This window comes from Acidaminococcus sp. CAG:542 (assembly GCF_000437815.1).
GTDB lineage: Bacteria > Bacillota > Negativicutes > Acidaminococcales > Acidaminococcaceae > Acidaminococcus.
Map to the genome: position 1 here is coordinate 1 of NZ_FR902059.1, position 12,783 is coordinate 12,783.

Annotated in this window: 13 protein-coding genes and 1 pseudogene; all 14 read right to left on the bottom strand. The window is 58.0% G+C overall.

Features of this window, described 5'->3' with window-relative positions; genetic code table 11:
- On the bottom strand, nucleotides 1-707 hold a 707-nt coding region (locus QVO43_RS04625; RefSeq protein WP_288174529.1), incomplete at its 3' end, for a D-2-hydroxyacid dehydrogenase.
- Between the two features lie 337 nt (nucleotides 708-1,044).
- Entirely contained in the window at nucleotides 1,045-1,926 is an 882-nt protein-coding gene (gene secF / locus QVO43_RS04630) for a protein translocase subunit SecF (RefSeq protein ID WP_022487411.1), read from the bottom strand.
- The gene (gene secD, locus QVO43_RS04635; protein WP_022487412.1) at nucleotides 1,923-3,176 is read right to left on the bottom strand and encodes a protein translocase subunit SecD; all 1,254 of its coding nucleotides are present in this window, start codon (nucleotides 3,174-3,176) and stop codon (nucleotides 1,923-1,925) included. Before secD ends, secF begins: the two co-directional genes overlap by 4 nt.
- A 12-nt stretch (nucleotides 3,177-3,188) precedes the next feature.
- A complete protein-coding gene (locus tag QVO43_RS04640) occupies nucleotides 3,189-3,764 on the bottom strand; it encodes a 5-formyltetrahydrofolate cyclo-ligase (RefSeq protein ID WP_022487413.1) in 576 nt (191 codons plus the stop codon).
- Complete coding sequence (gene yajC / locus QVO43_RS04645) at nucleotides 3,764-4,138, bottom strand: preprotein translocase subunit YajC (RefSeq protein WP_022487414.1); 375 nt, start codon at nucleotides 4,136-4,138, stop codon at nucleotides 3,764-3,766. The genes QVO43_RS04640 and yajC overlap by 1 nt, the downstream gene beginning before the upstream one ends.
- Before the next feature lie 6 nt (nucleotides 4,139-4,144).
- The gene (gene tgt, locus QVO43_RS04650) at nucleotides 4,145-5,266 is read right to left on the bottom strand and encodes a tRNA guanosine(34) transglycosylase Tgt (RefSeq protein ID WP_022487415.1); all 1,122 of its coding nucleotides are present in this window, start codon (nucleotides 5,264-5,266) and stop codon (nucleotides 4,145-4,147) included.
- 10 nt (nucleotides 5,267-5,276) lie between these two features.
- The gene (queA, locus tag QVO43_RS04655) at nucleotides 5,277-6,293 is read right to left on the bottom strand and encodes a tRNA preQ1(34) S-adenosylmethionine ribosyltransferase-isomerase QueA (RefSeq protein WP_022487416.1); all 1,017 of its coding nucleotides are present in this window, start codon (nucleotides 6,291-6,293) and stop codon (nucleotides 5,277-5,279) included.
- Nucleotides 6,294-6,305: 12 nt separating this feature from the next.
- Nucleotides 6,306-7,619 carry a SpoIID/LytB domain-containing protein gene (locus tag QVO43_RS04660; protein ID WP_022487417.1) on the bottom strand — a complete coding sequence of 438 codons (1,314 nt, stop codon included), beginning with the start codon at nucleotides 7,617-7,619 and terminating at the stop codon, nucleotides 6,306-6,308.
- The gene (ruvB, locus tag QVO43_RS04665) at nucleotides 7,616-8,632 is read right to left on the bottom strand and encodes a Holliday junction branch migration DNA helicase RuvB (protein ID WP_022487418.1); all 1,017 of its coding nucleotides are present in this window, start codon (nucleotides 8,630-8,632) and stop codon (nucleotides 7,616-7,618) included. The genes QVO43_RS04660 and ruvB overlap by 4 nt, the downstream gene beginning before the upstream one ends.
- The gene (gene ruvA / locus QVO43_RS04670) at nucleotides 8,633-9,247 is read right to left on the bottom strand and encodes a Holliday junction branch migration protein RuvA (RefSeq protein WP_022487419.1); all 615 of its coding nucleotides are present in this window, start codon (nucleotides 9,245-9,247) and stop codon (nucleotides 8,633-8,635) included.
- On the bottom strand, nucleotides 9,244-9,741 hold the full coding sequence (ruvC, locus tag QVO43_RS04675; RefSeq protein WP_022487420.1) for a crossover junction endodeoxyribonuclease RuvC: 498 nt from the start codon (nucleotides 9,739-9,741) through the stop codon (nucleotides 9,244-9,246). Before ruvC ends, ruvA begins: the two co-directional genes overlap by 4 nt.
- Nucleotides 9,742-9,845: 104 nt before the next feature.
- A complete protein-coding gene (locus QVO43_RS04680; RefSeq protein ID WP_022487421.1) occupies nucleotides 9,846-10,577 on the bottom strand; it encodes a YebC/PmpR family DNA-binding transcriptional regulator in 732 nt (243 codons plus the stop codon).
- Between the two features lie 89 nt (nucleotides 10,578-10,666).
- Nucleotides 10,667-12,181, bottom strand: coding sequence for a 4Fe-4S dicluster domain-containing protein (locus QVO43_RS04685; RefSeq protein WP_022487422.1), 1,515 nt, complete (start codon nucleotides 12,179-12,181; stop codon nucleotides 10,667-10,669).
- Nucleotides 12,182-12,376: 195 nt separating this feature from the next.
- Nucleotides 12,377-12,783, bottom strand: a pseudogene (locus QVO43_RS04690) (threonine synthase); the annotation flags it as partial.

Below are 12,783 nucleotides of genomic sequence, written 5' to 3' on the forward strand. Positions count from 1 at the left end.
GAAAGGGCCCGGGCCAGGTCCTCCTGGACCACCGCATTTCCCCGGCCGCAGTTGATAAAGAAGGCTCCGGGCTTCATGGCCTGGAACATCCCGGCATCATACAGATGGGTGGTTTCCGGCGTCCCCGGCAGCACGCTGGCCACTACATCCGCCTGTCCCAGGAACCCTGGCAGATCTTCCAGGGTCCCCATTTGGTCCGCTTCGGTCGGGATTTCCCCCCGGTGCCGGCGGATGCCGATCACGTGGGCCCCCAGCAGCCGGCACAGCCGTCCGTAAGACCGGCCGATGTCCCCAAAGCCCACCACCACCACGGTGGCCCCTTCCAGGCTGGTCACTTCCCCTTCATCCTTCCACTGATGCTGCAGCTGGTTCCGGTGGTACAGGTACAGCTTCTTCTGGAGGGACAGGGTCAGGGCCAGCATATGTTCCGAAAGAGCCTGGCCATAGGCTCCGGTGCAGTTGGTCAGTTGGACGGAAGGATCCAGGATCCCTGGTTTGCAGTAGGCGTCGGCCCCGGCGGAATTCAGCTGGACCCATTTCAGACCGGCAAGGCCTGCCAGCTTTTTAGGGGCCACATTGCCGATGATCACTTCCGCCCCCTGGAGGGTGTCCAGGTCCTTTCCGTAGCAGAATTCCGCTCCGGGAGCCGCCTTCTCCAGCACTTTTCTGTCCTTTTCCCGCATAAACATGGGTACCGCGATTTTCATGGTATCAGTCCTTTCCTTGTGGGCTGTCGGAAGGAACCCGTCCAGCAGGTTCCTTGAAAAAAACGCAGCCTGCGGCTGCTAACCCACCACCATTGCGGAGACGCAACGGTCCCCCGCCCTTGTAAAGGGCGGATAAATTGCACGTCGGGCTTACGCCTTGGTATCAATAAGCAAGGGCCGAAGGCTCAATCGTATATCCGTCCCTTTTCAAGGGCGGGGGACCAGCCACAAGGCTGGTGGTGGGTTAGCAGCCCTGAGGCTGCGTTTTTGTTGGCAAAAATTTGCCAGCAAATTTTAACCCTTGGCCGCTGGCCGGAAATAAGGCGCTGCAGGCGCCTTATCTCCCCAGTTTCTTCCGGAAAAACAGCCACATGCTCCCGGCCAGGAAGGTGGAGGTGTAGAACCCGCTGCCAAAGCCCACCAGCATGGCGAAGGAGAAGTTGTGGATGGTTTCTCCCCCGAACAGGAAAATGGCCACCACCGCAAACAGGGTGGTCAGGGTGGTGTAAACACTCCGGGTCATGGTCTGCCAGATGCTGGCATCCACCAGATCCCCCATGCTTTCGTTCCGCCGGTGGATGTGGAGATTTTCCCGGATCCGGTCGAACACCACAATGGTTCCGTTTACGGAATACCCTACAACGGTCAGCAGAGCCGCCACAAAGGAGGAGTCGATTTCCAGGTGGAGCACCGAGAACCAGGTCAGGGTCACCAGCACGTCAATGATCAGGGCTACAATGGCCGCCAGGGCGAACCGGAGCTCAAACCGGATGGTGATGTAGATGATCATCAGCACCCAGCTGAGGACTACAGCCCCCACGGCGCTTTTCACCAGGTCGCTGCCTACGGTGGCTCCCACGTTTTCCACCCGGAGCACTTCATTTTTCCCCAGGCGGCTGGTAAGATCATTCATCACTTCCACCCGCTGGCTGTCGCTCACAAGGCCTGTACGGATCAGCACCGACTGGCTGCTTTCCACCTGCTGGTCACTGCTGCCCAGCTGGATCACACTGCTGCCCAGCTGATGGTCGCTCAGTACGCTCCGGACCTGGGCCACAGTCACCGGCTGTTCGAACTTGATATCCAGGATGCTGCCCCCGGTGAAATCGATTCCCAGGTTGAAGCCCCGGGTGAACATGGAAACAATCCCTACAATCAGTACCACAGCCGTAATGGAAAAGAAGATCCTGGCATGCTTGACTATGGAAAACTTTTTCATCGTGCCGCCTCCCCTTTTCCGTCTTTTGTTTTCGGCTGAGGGGCCTTAGCCCCGAACCAGGCCGGATTCTTGGTGAAATTGCTGCCAATGAAAGCGCTGAGGATGAACTTGGTCACCGTCACGGCCGTGAACATACTGATCAGCACCCCCAGAGCCAGGGTCACCGCAAAGCCCTTGATGGGGCCGGTGCCCAGATAGAACAGCACCGCAGCCGCCATGAGGGTGGTCACGTTGGAGTCCAGGATGGTGGTGAAGGCCCGGGAGAACCCGGCGCTTACCGCCGCCCGGAGGGTCTTGCCCCCCAGGATCTCTTCCTTGAACCGTTCAAAGATCAGCACGTTGGCATCCACAGCCATACCGATGGACAGGATGATCCCGGCGATTCCCGGCAGGGTCAGGGTAGCGTTGAGCCCCTTCATCACGGCCAAAAGAAGCAGGGTATACAGCAGCAGCACAATATCAGCCACCAGACCGGACAGCCGGTAATACAGCAGCATGAACAGGAACACCCCGGCCAGACCGATGGCAAAAGCCTTCATGCTGGCGTCCTTGGCGTCCTGGCCCAGGGTGGGGCCTACGGTGCGGTTTTCCACCACTTCCAGTTTCACCGGCAGAGAGCCGCTGCGCAGGAGGATGGCCAGATGTTCCGCTTCCTTGGCGTCCTTGGACCCGGTGATCTGGGCATTGCCCCCGGTAATGGGTTCGCTGACCCGGGGAGCGGTGAGCACGTTGCCGTCCAGCAGGATGGCAATCTGCCGGCCCACGTTCCGGGCGGTCAGGTCGGCGAATTTCTTGGCTCCTTCTTCATTGAACTGAAGGGTGACCACCGGCTGGCCGCTCTGGTCCGCGCTGGCCTTGGAATCCTTCAGATCCTTCCCGGTAAGGACGGTGTTCCCGTCCATGTCCTTGAATTCCAGCATGGCCGTCTTGCCCAGCATGGCAATGGCCTGTTCCGGATCCTTCACCCCGGGCAGTTCCACAATGATTTTGTCCTTGCCCTGGCGCTGGATCACCGGTTCCGTCAGGCCCAGCTCGTTGACCCGGCGTTCGATGATCTGGATGGACCGGTTGATGGCATCATCGTCCACCTTGCTCTCCGGGGTTTCCTGGGCCTGGAGCACTACATGGGTGCCGCCCTGGAGGTCCAGCCCCTGCTTTACCGTACTGGCCAGAGGTTTGATGAATACGGCAAAAGCAATCACAATGGCCAGCACTGAAACCAGCAGCTTGACCCGATTTTTACTTTCCAAAACGATTCCCCCTCATTTTCCGTTATTCTTGCATACCCGCAGTCCTTTTTCCGTACACAGATAACGGACCTTTGCGTCATGGGCACTGGTGGGCAGCTCTTTTTGCACCTGCACTTCGTACCCGATTGCCATGGGAACCCCTTTGGTGCACCGTGGCAGGAACCGGTCATAATACCCGGCCCCCCGGCCCAGCCGTTCTCCCTGGGAGGTGAAGCCCAGTCCCGGAGTCAGCACCAGGTCGATGTCTTCCGGCGCCACTGTTTCCACCGGTTCCTGGGGAGTACGGATCCCGTACCGGTCCCGGGCCAGCTTCTTCAGTGTCACCAGCCGTGCGGCGGCCATTTGGCCAGGTCCTTCCAGGATCTGGGGCACGCACACGGTCTTGCCCATATTGAGGGCGGTCTGGAGAGCCTGATCGATGTTCACTTCTCCCGGTTCCCCCAGATACCCCATGATCACTTTCCCTTCCAGGAACAGCCGGCTGTTTACGATGTGGCTGTTGATTTCCCGGTTGAACCGGTGGATTTCCCGCTGGTTCAGCCGCTGGATCTTTTCCCGGATCTCCTGGCGGACAGCTTTCTTATCCATTATTTTTCTTCTCCGTTCCCTTCTGCCTGGGCAGCTCCTTCAGCAGGGGTTTCCGCCGGTTTGGCTTCCGGCTGGGCAGGCGTTTCCTTCTTGCTTTCCTTCTTGGTGAAGGCAGAAGTGATTACGCCGCCTACGGCAGATTTCCGGATGTGGAATTCCACCCCTTCGGCCACCTTGATCCGGACCTTGTCTTCCTGGACCTTGGTGATGGTGCCCAGGATGCCGCCGATGGTCACAATGTTGGTGCCCACCTTCAGAGAATCCAGCATCTCACTGCGTTTCTTCTGGTCCCGTTTCTGGGGACGGTAGATCATTACATAGAAGATCACACCCATGAGAATGAAAGGCCAAGCCATTTGAAGCAGATTGTCCATCGAAAATTACCTCCTTGTGGTTTCATAGTTCTCTAAGAACGCTGCCCGGAATTCGGGGAACGTATCGTTAGCGATGGCTTTTCTCATATCCTCTGCAAATTTTAGCAGAAAATGGAGATTATGTATAGACAAGAGCCGCAGGGCCAGGATTTCTTCCGCCTTGAACAGATGGCGGATGTAGGCCCGGCTGAAGTTCCGGCAGGTATAGCAGTCACAGTGCTCGTCAATGGGCCGCCAGTCTTCCGCATACTGGGCGTTCCGCACCACCAGCCGGCCGGTGGGGAGCATGGCGGTGCCGTTCCGGGCCACCCGGGTGGGATACACGCAGTCGAACATGTCCACCCCCAGGTTCACCCCTTCCACCAAACAGTCCGGGGTGCCCACTCCCATAAGATACCGGGCCTTGTCCTTGGGCATGTGCCGGGTGGTCTTGTCCAGGATGTCATACATCAGGGGATGAGGTTCCCCTACGGACAGGCCCCCGATGGCGAACCCGGCGAAATCCATGTCCGTAATGGCCTTGGCGCTGTATTCCCGCAAATCCGGATACATGCCTCCCTGGATGATACCGAAGAGGCCCTGGTCTTCCCGGGTCTTGGCTTCCAGGCACCGCCGGGCCCAGCGGGTGGTCCGTTCCGTGGACTGTTTGGCATAGCCGTGGTCCGCCGGATAGGGGATGCATTCATCGAAAGCCATGATAATGTCCGCCCCCAGGTCCTCCTGGGCTTTGGTGGCCACTTCCGGGTTCAGGAACTGCCGGGAGCCGTCCAGATGGGACCGGAACATGACCCCTTCTTCGGTGATCTTCCGCATCTCTCCCAGGCTGAACACCTGGAAGCCGCCGCTGTCGGTGAGCATCCCCCGTTTGTAGTTCATGAATTTGTGGAGGCCGCCGGCTTTCCGGACCAGCTCCGTCCCCGGCCGGAGGAACAGGTGGTAGGTGTTGGACAGGATCACCTGGGAGTGCATGGCGTACAGCTCTTCCGGGGTCAGGGTCTTTACCGTGGCCTGGGTCCCCACCGGCATGAACATGGGGGTGTCGAAGGTCCCGTGGGGGGTGTGGAGTTTCCCCAGCCGGGCCCCGCTCCGGGGATCTTCCTTGATGAGTTCGAAATAGACGGAATGCATATTTTCTCCTTTAATGAATGAACATGGCGTCGCCGAAGCTGAAGAACCGGTACTTCTCCTGAACCGCCACCTTATAGGCGTGGAGGATGTTTTCCCGGGTGCTGAGAGCGGACACCAGCATGATCAGTGTACTCTGGGGCAGATGGAAATTGGTCACCAGGGCATCCACGAATTTGAACTGGTACCCGGGGTAAATGAAGATGCTGGTCCAGTTGCCCCCGGCCTTCATCTCTCCGCTGGCCCCGGCACTTTCCAGAGTCCGGACGGAGGTGGTGCCCACGGCAATGATCCGGCGGCCTTCCCGTTTGGCTTTGTTAATGGCGTCCGCCGCCTCCTGGGACACGGTGTAGAATTCCCGGTGCATCTTGTGGTCCTCGATCCGGCTTTCATTCACCGGACGGAAGGTGCCCAGCCCCACATGGAGGGTGACGAACACTTCTTCCACTCCCATGTCCCGGATCTTCTGGAGCAGTTCCTTGGTGAAATGGAGCCCGGCGGTAGGAGCCGCCGCGCTGCCCCGTTCCCGGTTGTACACGGTCTGATACCGTTCCTTGTCCTGGAGCTTTTCGTGGATATAAGGCGGCAGAGGTGTTTCTCCCAGCCGGTCCAGGATTTCCTCAAAGATCCCGTCATAGTGGAACCGGGCGATCCGGCCCCCGAAATCCGTGGTTTCCAGGATCTCACAGCTCAGTTCATCGCTGAACTTGATCTGAGCGCCTTTCTGGAGCTTCTTCCCGGGCTTCACCAGGACTTCCCAGTCCGTGGCGTTCTTCCGGGTCAGCAGGAATACTTCCACATGGGCTCCGGTGGTCTTGAACCCGTGGAGCCGGGCCGGGATGACCCGGGTGTCGTTGAACACCAGCACATCTCCGGGCTTCAGATATTCCGGCAGATTGAAGAAATGCCGGTGTTCCAGTTCTCCGGTCTTTTTGTCCATCACCAGCAGCCGGGAAGAATCCCGGGGTTCCACCGGTGTCTGGGCAATCAGTTCCTGTGGCAGATCATAGTCAAAATCAGTAACTTCCATTTGTTTTCTCTCCTAATAAACCTGTTTTATCGTTATACCCCGATAATAATGGGACAGGATAGTCTTGTAATTGTTCTTTTTTCCCTTCTGGAGGGCCATGCCCCGGGCGCCCCACTGGCTCAGGCCGACCCCGTGGCCGAACCCGTTGCCGATGAAGCTCACCTTTTCTCCCTCCACATTGGAAAACAGCCGCATGTCTCCCACACTGGCTCCGTCCGGCACATCCTTTTTTCCGTCCCCGATGGGGATGGTCTTTTTTCCGATGGGATATCCGTAGCCGTTGGTGATGGTCACGTCCAGTTCTTTGGGCCGTTCCAGGCCGATCTGCACATCAAACAGCGTGCTGTTCAGATCCAGCAGGGACCGGACCTGGGTGCCGGTAAGGGTAACGTTTTTTTTCGACCCCACAAAGGTCAGCCGCTTCACCCGTCCGGAAACACCCCGGTCCGGGGTCCAGCGCATGGGAGCTGGCGTCCGGGCAGACAGCCGGATTCCCTGAAGGTCCCCCAGTTCGTAGCCTCCCTGGCTCAGGAGCCGGGTCAGCTGGGCCTTGGTAAAGGTCCTGGTCCAGGCATATTTGGGGGAATCCTGGTCGTAATCCGTCACCGCCTGGAGATAGGGGATGTCCTTCCCCCACACGGCACTGGCCGCTTCCGTATAACCGCCTCCGCTGCTGTGGAACACCGCCTGGATGGGAGCCCCGTCATAAAGGGCCGCCATGCCGCTGGTGGCATCCACCAGTTTGGAGGTGTTGGCGTGTTCCGCGGAAAGGCCTCCATACACCTGGCCCAGTTCGTTGGCCCGGATGTCGAAATTGGGATACTTCCCGTTGTCCATACTGTACAGGGCAAAGCTCCGGGCCGCCACTGCCTGGGCCTTGATGGCTTCGTCCGGCCACAGGGGCAGCACTTCCTTGGCCACCACCCCATAGAGATACTGCTCCAGGGGCAGGGTATTCACCACATTCAGGTTCTTTTTCCCGCTGTTCAGGAGCACTGTCAGGGCGCCCCGGTACTTTTTCCGGTTCACCAGCAGGGGATTTTTGGCATCCGCCGCCACAAGGGACACCTGACTGCCGGACAACTTTTTCTGGTCCGCATACAGGGAGCCGTTCTTTACGCTGATGAAGTGGCTCCCCGGATTCAGCACCGTAGTCCGGCCGCTGCTGTCCACCACTTTGATTTTCCCGGCAGAACTCACCTGGGCGGAAAACTGGTTCACCGCCAGTCCCACCCGGAGCCGGGGTCCTCCCCCTGCCGCCAGGACCACAGCGTGGATCAGCAGCAGGAAGAAGGCCGTCAGGAAAAGGGTCCGTTTCCCTTTCATTTGCTTCCGTCCTCCCTGGGATAGGGCACTCCCAGATACTGGTAGGCGGCCAGGGTGGCCTGCCGTCCCTTGGGTGTCCTCTGGAGCATCCCCAGCTGCATCAGATAGGGTTCATACACATCTTCCAGGGTCTCGGTCTCCTCGTTGAGGGAAGCGGCCAGGGTATCCACCCCCACCGGCCGTCCGCCGAAATCCTTTACCAGCTTCTTCAGCAGCCGCCGGTCGTTCTGGTCCAGGCCCAAATCGTCGATTTCCAGCCGCTTCATGGCATCCCGGCACACGTCCCGGGTAATGGTGTCGTGGCCCCCCACTTCCGCAAAGTCCCGGACCCGTTTCAGCAGCCGGTTGGACACCCTGGGAGTGCCCCGGCTCCGGCGTCCGATTTCATAGGCCCCTTCCGGATCGATGGTCACTTTCAAAATTTCCGCCGCCCGTTCCACAATGATCTGGAGTTCTTCCGGAGTGTAGAATTCCAGGTGGCAGATCACCCCGAACCGGTCCCGCAGCGGAGCCGCAATGGATCCCATCCGGGTGGTGGCCCCGATCAGGGTGAACCGGGGCAGATCCAGCCGGACGCTCCGGGCTGCCGGCCCCTTGCCGATGATAATGTCCAGGGCATAGTCTTCCATGGCGGAATAGAGGATTTCCTCCACGGTTTTGGGCAGCCGGTGGATTTCATCGATGAACAGTACATCGCTGTCGCTGAGATTGGTGAGGATGGCCGCCAGGTCCCCCTGGCGCTCCAGGGCCGGACCGCTGGTGATCCGGATGTTCACGTTCAGCTCATTGGCGATGATGTTGGCCAGGGTGGTCTTCCCCAGGCCCGGAGGCCCATAGAGCAGCACATGGTCCAGGGCTTCCTTCCGTTTCAGGGCCGCCTGGATGAAAATCTCCATATTCTTTTTCACTTTGGACTGGCCGATGTATTCCGCCAGCCGCCGGGGACGCAGGCTGTACTGCCAGCCGTCCTGTTCCTGCTCGTGCCCGGCAATCACGCGATTGGTATCTTCCATTTAACTCCTCCTGGCCAAAAGGCGCAGAGCCTCCTTCAGAAGGTCCTCCGCCCTGCTGTCAGCAGTGATTTTCAGTTTCTTCAGCACCTGGGCAATCTCTCCCTGGGTATACCCCAGATAGCTGAGCCCTTCGGCCACAGCCCCCAGGGTGGTGGTGTCGTCTTCCGGGAATTCCCCGTCAAAGCCTTCCCCCGTTCCCTCTTCTTCCAGCCCTTCCGGTCCGGTCATGTCCTTTAATTCCAGCAGCAGCCGTTCTGCGGTTTTCTTTCCGATTCCCGGCAGCTTGGTCAAAAACTTCAGGTCCCGGTTCTTCACCGCCAGATAGAAGGCATCCACCTTGGCCGCTGACAGGATCCCCTGGGCCACCTTGGGGCCGATGCCGCTGACGGTGATCAGCTGGGTGAACAGGGAATAGGCGTCGTAGGACAGGAAGCCGAACAGCTGGAGGGCATCCTCCCGTACGGACAGATAGGTGTAGATCTTCACCTTCTGGTCCACCTGGATCCGGGACAGATCCCCGGTATTCAGGAAGATCCGGTAGCCCACCCCCTGGGTGTCCACCAGACAGAAATTCGTTCCAATATGGTCCACCCGTCCGGTAATGAATCCAATCATCGCATTCTCTCCCGCAGTTCCTGTTCCCGGATGAAGTTCAGCCCTGTGATTCCGATGGCCAGAGCATCGGCCACATCATCCGGTTTGGGTTTTTCCTCGATATGGAGCAGTTTCTGCACCATATAGGTCACCTGTTCCTTGTTGGCCCGTCCGGTCCCGGTGATGGCCTGCTTCACCTGGATGGGGGTATAGCCATATACCGGGATGCCCGCCCGGGCCGCTGTGAGCAGGATAACCCCCCGGGCCTCTCCCACTGCAATGGCCGTGGTCACATTCCGGTTGAAAAACAGTTTTTCCACGGACATGAAATCCGGATGGAACCGGTCGATCAGATCCGTCAGTTCTTCATAGATCTTGTTCAGCCGCCGCTCCGGCAGCATGTCCTTGTCGGTAAAAACGGCCCCATAGTGGACCGGGATCAGCCGGCTCCGTTCCAGCCGCACCAGCCCGTAGCCGCAGATTGCCGTTCCCGGGTCGATACCCAATGCCAGCATATCCTGTTTCCCTCCTTAGGGTCAAAAAGCCGGCCTCCGGGGAAGCCCTTCCCCAGCTGGCCGGCCGTATTCATTCCTGGGATGGCTGTGAGGCAGCTTCCCCCTTATTCTTCCTCAGGCAGGTCAGCGTTCGTATAAACGTCCTGCACGTCGTCCAGATCGTTGAAGGCATCAATCATGTTCTGGACTTTTTCTGCATCTTCCCCGGTGACTGCCACAGTGTTGTCCGGAATCAGGGACAGTTCGCTCATGGCCACTTCGATGTTGTGGTCGGCCAGAGCCTTTTCCACGGCATCATAATCTTCCGGAGCGGTGGTGATCACATAGGCATCATCGGTGGTTTCCATGTCTTCCGCACCGGCATCCAGTGCCACTTCCATCACTTCGTCTTCAGAAGGAGCCCCTTCCTTTTCCACAGTGAACACGCCTTTGTTCTTGAACATCCAACCCACGCAGCCGGATTCCCCCATGTTCCCACCTTTGGAGAACACGTGCCGCACATCGGCAGCCGTCCGGTTCCGGTTGTCCGTCAGGGCACTGACCATAATGGCCACCCCGGCCGGGCCGTAGCCTTCGTAAGTGATCTGTTCGTAGTTGGAGCCTTCGGTGGCACCCTGGCCTTTGGCGATGGCCCGTTTGATATTGTCCTTGGGGATGTTGTTGGCTTTGGCCTTGGACAAAGCCAGTTTCAGTCTCATATTACCAGTAGGATCAGGACCGCCCATGCGTACTGCAATGGTGATTTCCCGGCCGATCTTCGTGGTGATCTTCCCACGGAGGGCATCAGCCTTTCCCTTTTTGAATTTGATATTTGCCCACTTGGAATGTCCTGACATGTTAACTTCCTCCTACCTAAATTCGAAAACGCCGGGTATGGAGCCCTGTTTTCAACGTACTCATACCCGGCTATTTTATCACACTCTGTTTATTTGCGCAAATATACCCGTTCCATGTCCACGTTCTTCACGCCGTCCATGGCTTTATCGATTTTCCCGGCACTGTCCGCCTGGGTGGTGCCTGCAAACCGTTTCAGCAGCACCCGGGTGAGGCCCGGTTCCGTCAGAGCCCCCGGTCCGTTGAGGCAGCCTTTCTGGCAGGCCATCCCTTCCAGATACTGGAGATCCAGTTTCCCGGCTTCCACATCCTTCAGGGCCCCCAGACATTCATCCAGCCCGTTGCAGTACAGGGTCTTCAGAGATTCCACATCCACTTCCGGATGGTTGTCCCGGATATAGTCCTTCACAGCGTTGCTTACCCCTGCCGCCTGAGGGAAGCTGCACCCGTCAGCGGAAGAAGCAGGATGGAACGGAGCCACTTCGCAGGCTGCCGGGTCGATGCCCTGGCTGTCCATCATGCACTTCAGTTCTTCGAAGGTCAGCACAAAGTCGATTTCGTCCGGATGTTCCCGGGCTTCCACCTTTTTGGCGATGCAGGGACCGATGAAGCAGGTGAGGGCACCAGGATGGGCGTACTTTTCCAGCTTGCTCCGGGCCACCATGGGAGACACCGCATCGGAAATGCAGTCCGCCAAACCCGGGGCATGGCGCTTTACTGTAGCCACAAAGGCCGGGCAACAGGAACTGGTCATGATTTTCTGTTTGCCGGTGGGCACCTTTTCCAGGAATTCTTCCGCTTCGGAAATGGTGGTCATGTCCGCACCCAGGGCCACTTCCTTCACAGAAGCAAAGCCCAGTTCCTGACAGGCCTTCACAATCTGCCCCGGCTGTACCTTCAAACCAAACTGGCCCACAAAGGAAGGAGCCAGGAGAGCCACCACTTCCTTGCCGCTCTTGATGGCCTGAATCAATTGGACGATATGGCTCCGTTCCTCGATGGCGCCGAAGGGGCAGGCACCCCGGCAGGCACCGCATTCCACGCAGATGTTCTTGTCGATTTCCGCTTTTTTGTTCTTGCCGGTATGGAGGGCATGGACCTTGCAGGCATTTTCACAGGGACGGGCGATTTCCACTACAGCGCCGTAGGGGCAGGCCCGTTTGCAGTTGCCGCATTCGATGCACATGTCATAGTCGATATGGGCACGGCCCTGGTATACGGAAATAGCCTTCTTGGGGCAACCGTTCATGCACCGGTGGGTCAGACAGCGGCGGCACACGTCGGTGATCATGTACTTGTTCACCGGGCAGGCAGAGCAGGCTTCCGGCAGCACGGCAATTACATGCTGGGTCCGGTCCACCGGTTCCGTGGTGGCCTTGTTGGCGGCGTCGATGATGTTCATGTCCTCGTACACACCCAGGGCCACACAGATCCGTTCCTTCAGCACCGCCCGTTCCTTGTGGACACAGCACCGGGTCCGGGGGGTGTTTTCGTTGACGATCTGCAGCACATCATACACATGGTCCGGCAGATTCCCGTCATAGGCCATTTTCGACAGCATGGTCAGCACTTTCCGTCTGATATTCGTAATAACAGTGACTTCCATTTCTTGCTCCCCTTTGAATCAATGAAATTCGATCATTCTACATGCCCTCTATCATATCATATTTTACAAGAAAAAATAAGCCGGGAACTGTACTTTTTTAAGTCAAACTGACACAAAAGTTACACTTATCCATAGATTTTTCCTTATAAAAGGTATAATAAAAAGGACCCTGACGGGTCCCTTTTATGTCATTCTTTATTCCAGCCCCAACAGCTTCTTCACTTCCCCTTCCATCTGGGTCTTGTCCACCACGTCGCTCTGGCGTTTCTGGAGATGGGGCAGTTCCTGCATGCTGGCAGGGATGGGCAGCTTGGCCGCCTTGCTCAGGTCTTCCATGGCCACAAAGGGATCCAGCTTTTTCCCTTCGTAGGTATCCGGATCGATGGAAGCCAGGACCACATCATTGAACTTGAAGGGGCTGGCGGTGCTCAGGACGATGCTGTAGGTTTCGTCCCCGGTCATCAGCCGGTATTTTTCCATGGCCTTGTAGGCCACTGCCGTATGAGGATCCATTACATAGCCGTAGTTGTTGTACACATCCCCGATGGTTTCCCGGGTTTCCACTTCGTCCACCCAGGTGCCGAAGAAGTCCTTCAGGATCT

What these genes read in the sequence shown, in the direction of transcription:
- secF (WP_022487411.1), bottom strand. Translation starts at nt 1,926, where the DNA reads ATGAAAAAGTTTTCCATAGTCAAGCATGCCAGGATCTTCTTTTCCATT.
- QVO43_RS04640 (WP_022487413.1), bottom strand. Translation starts at nt 3,764, where the DNA reads ATGGATAAGAAAGCTGTCCGCCAGGAGATCCGGGAAAAGATCCAGCGG.
- yajC (WP_022487414.1), bottom strand. Translation starts at nt 4,138, where the DNA reads ATGGACAATCTGCTTCAAATGGCTTGGCCTTTCATTCTCATGGGTGTG.
- tgt (WP_022487415.1), bottom strand. Translation starts at nt 5,266, where the DNA reads ATGCATTCCGTCTATTTCGAACTCATCAAGGAAGATCCCCGGAGCGGG.
- queA (WP_022487416.1), bottom strand. Translation starts at nt 6,293, where the DNA reads ATGGAAGTTACTGATTTTGACTATGATCTGCCACAGGAACTGATTGCC.
- QVO43_RS04660 (WP_022487417.1), bottom strand. Translation starts at nt 7,619, where the DNA reads ATGAAAGGGAAACGGACCCTTTTCCTGACGGCCTTCTTCCTGCTGCTG.
- ruvB (WP_022487418.1), bottom strand. Translation starts at nt 8,632, where the DNA reads ATGGAAGATACCAATCGCGTGATTGCCGGGCACGAGCAGGAACAGGAC.
- ruvA (WP_022487419.1), bottom strand. Translation starts at nt 9,247, where the DNA reads ATGATTGGATTCATTACCGGACGGGTGGACCATATTGGAACGAATTTC.
- ruvC (WP_022487420.1), bottom strand. Translation starts at nt 9,741, where the DNA reads ATGCTGGCATTGGGTATCGACCCGGGAACGGCAATCTGCGGCTACGGG.
- QVO43_RS04680 (WP_022487421.1), bottom strand. Translation starts at nt 10,577, where the DNA reads ATGTCAGGACATTCCAAGTGGGCAAATATCAAATTCAAAAAGGGAAAG.
- QVO43_RS04685 (WP_022487422.1), bottom strand. Translation starts at nt 12,181, where the DNA reads ATGGAAGTCACTGTTATTACGAATATCAGACGGAAAGTGCTGACCATG.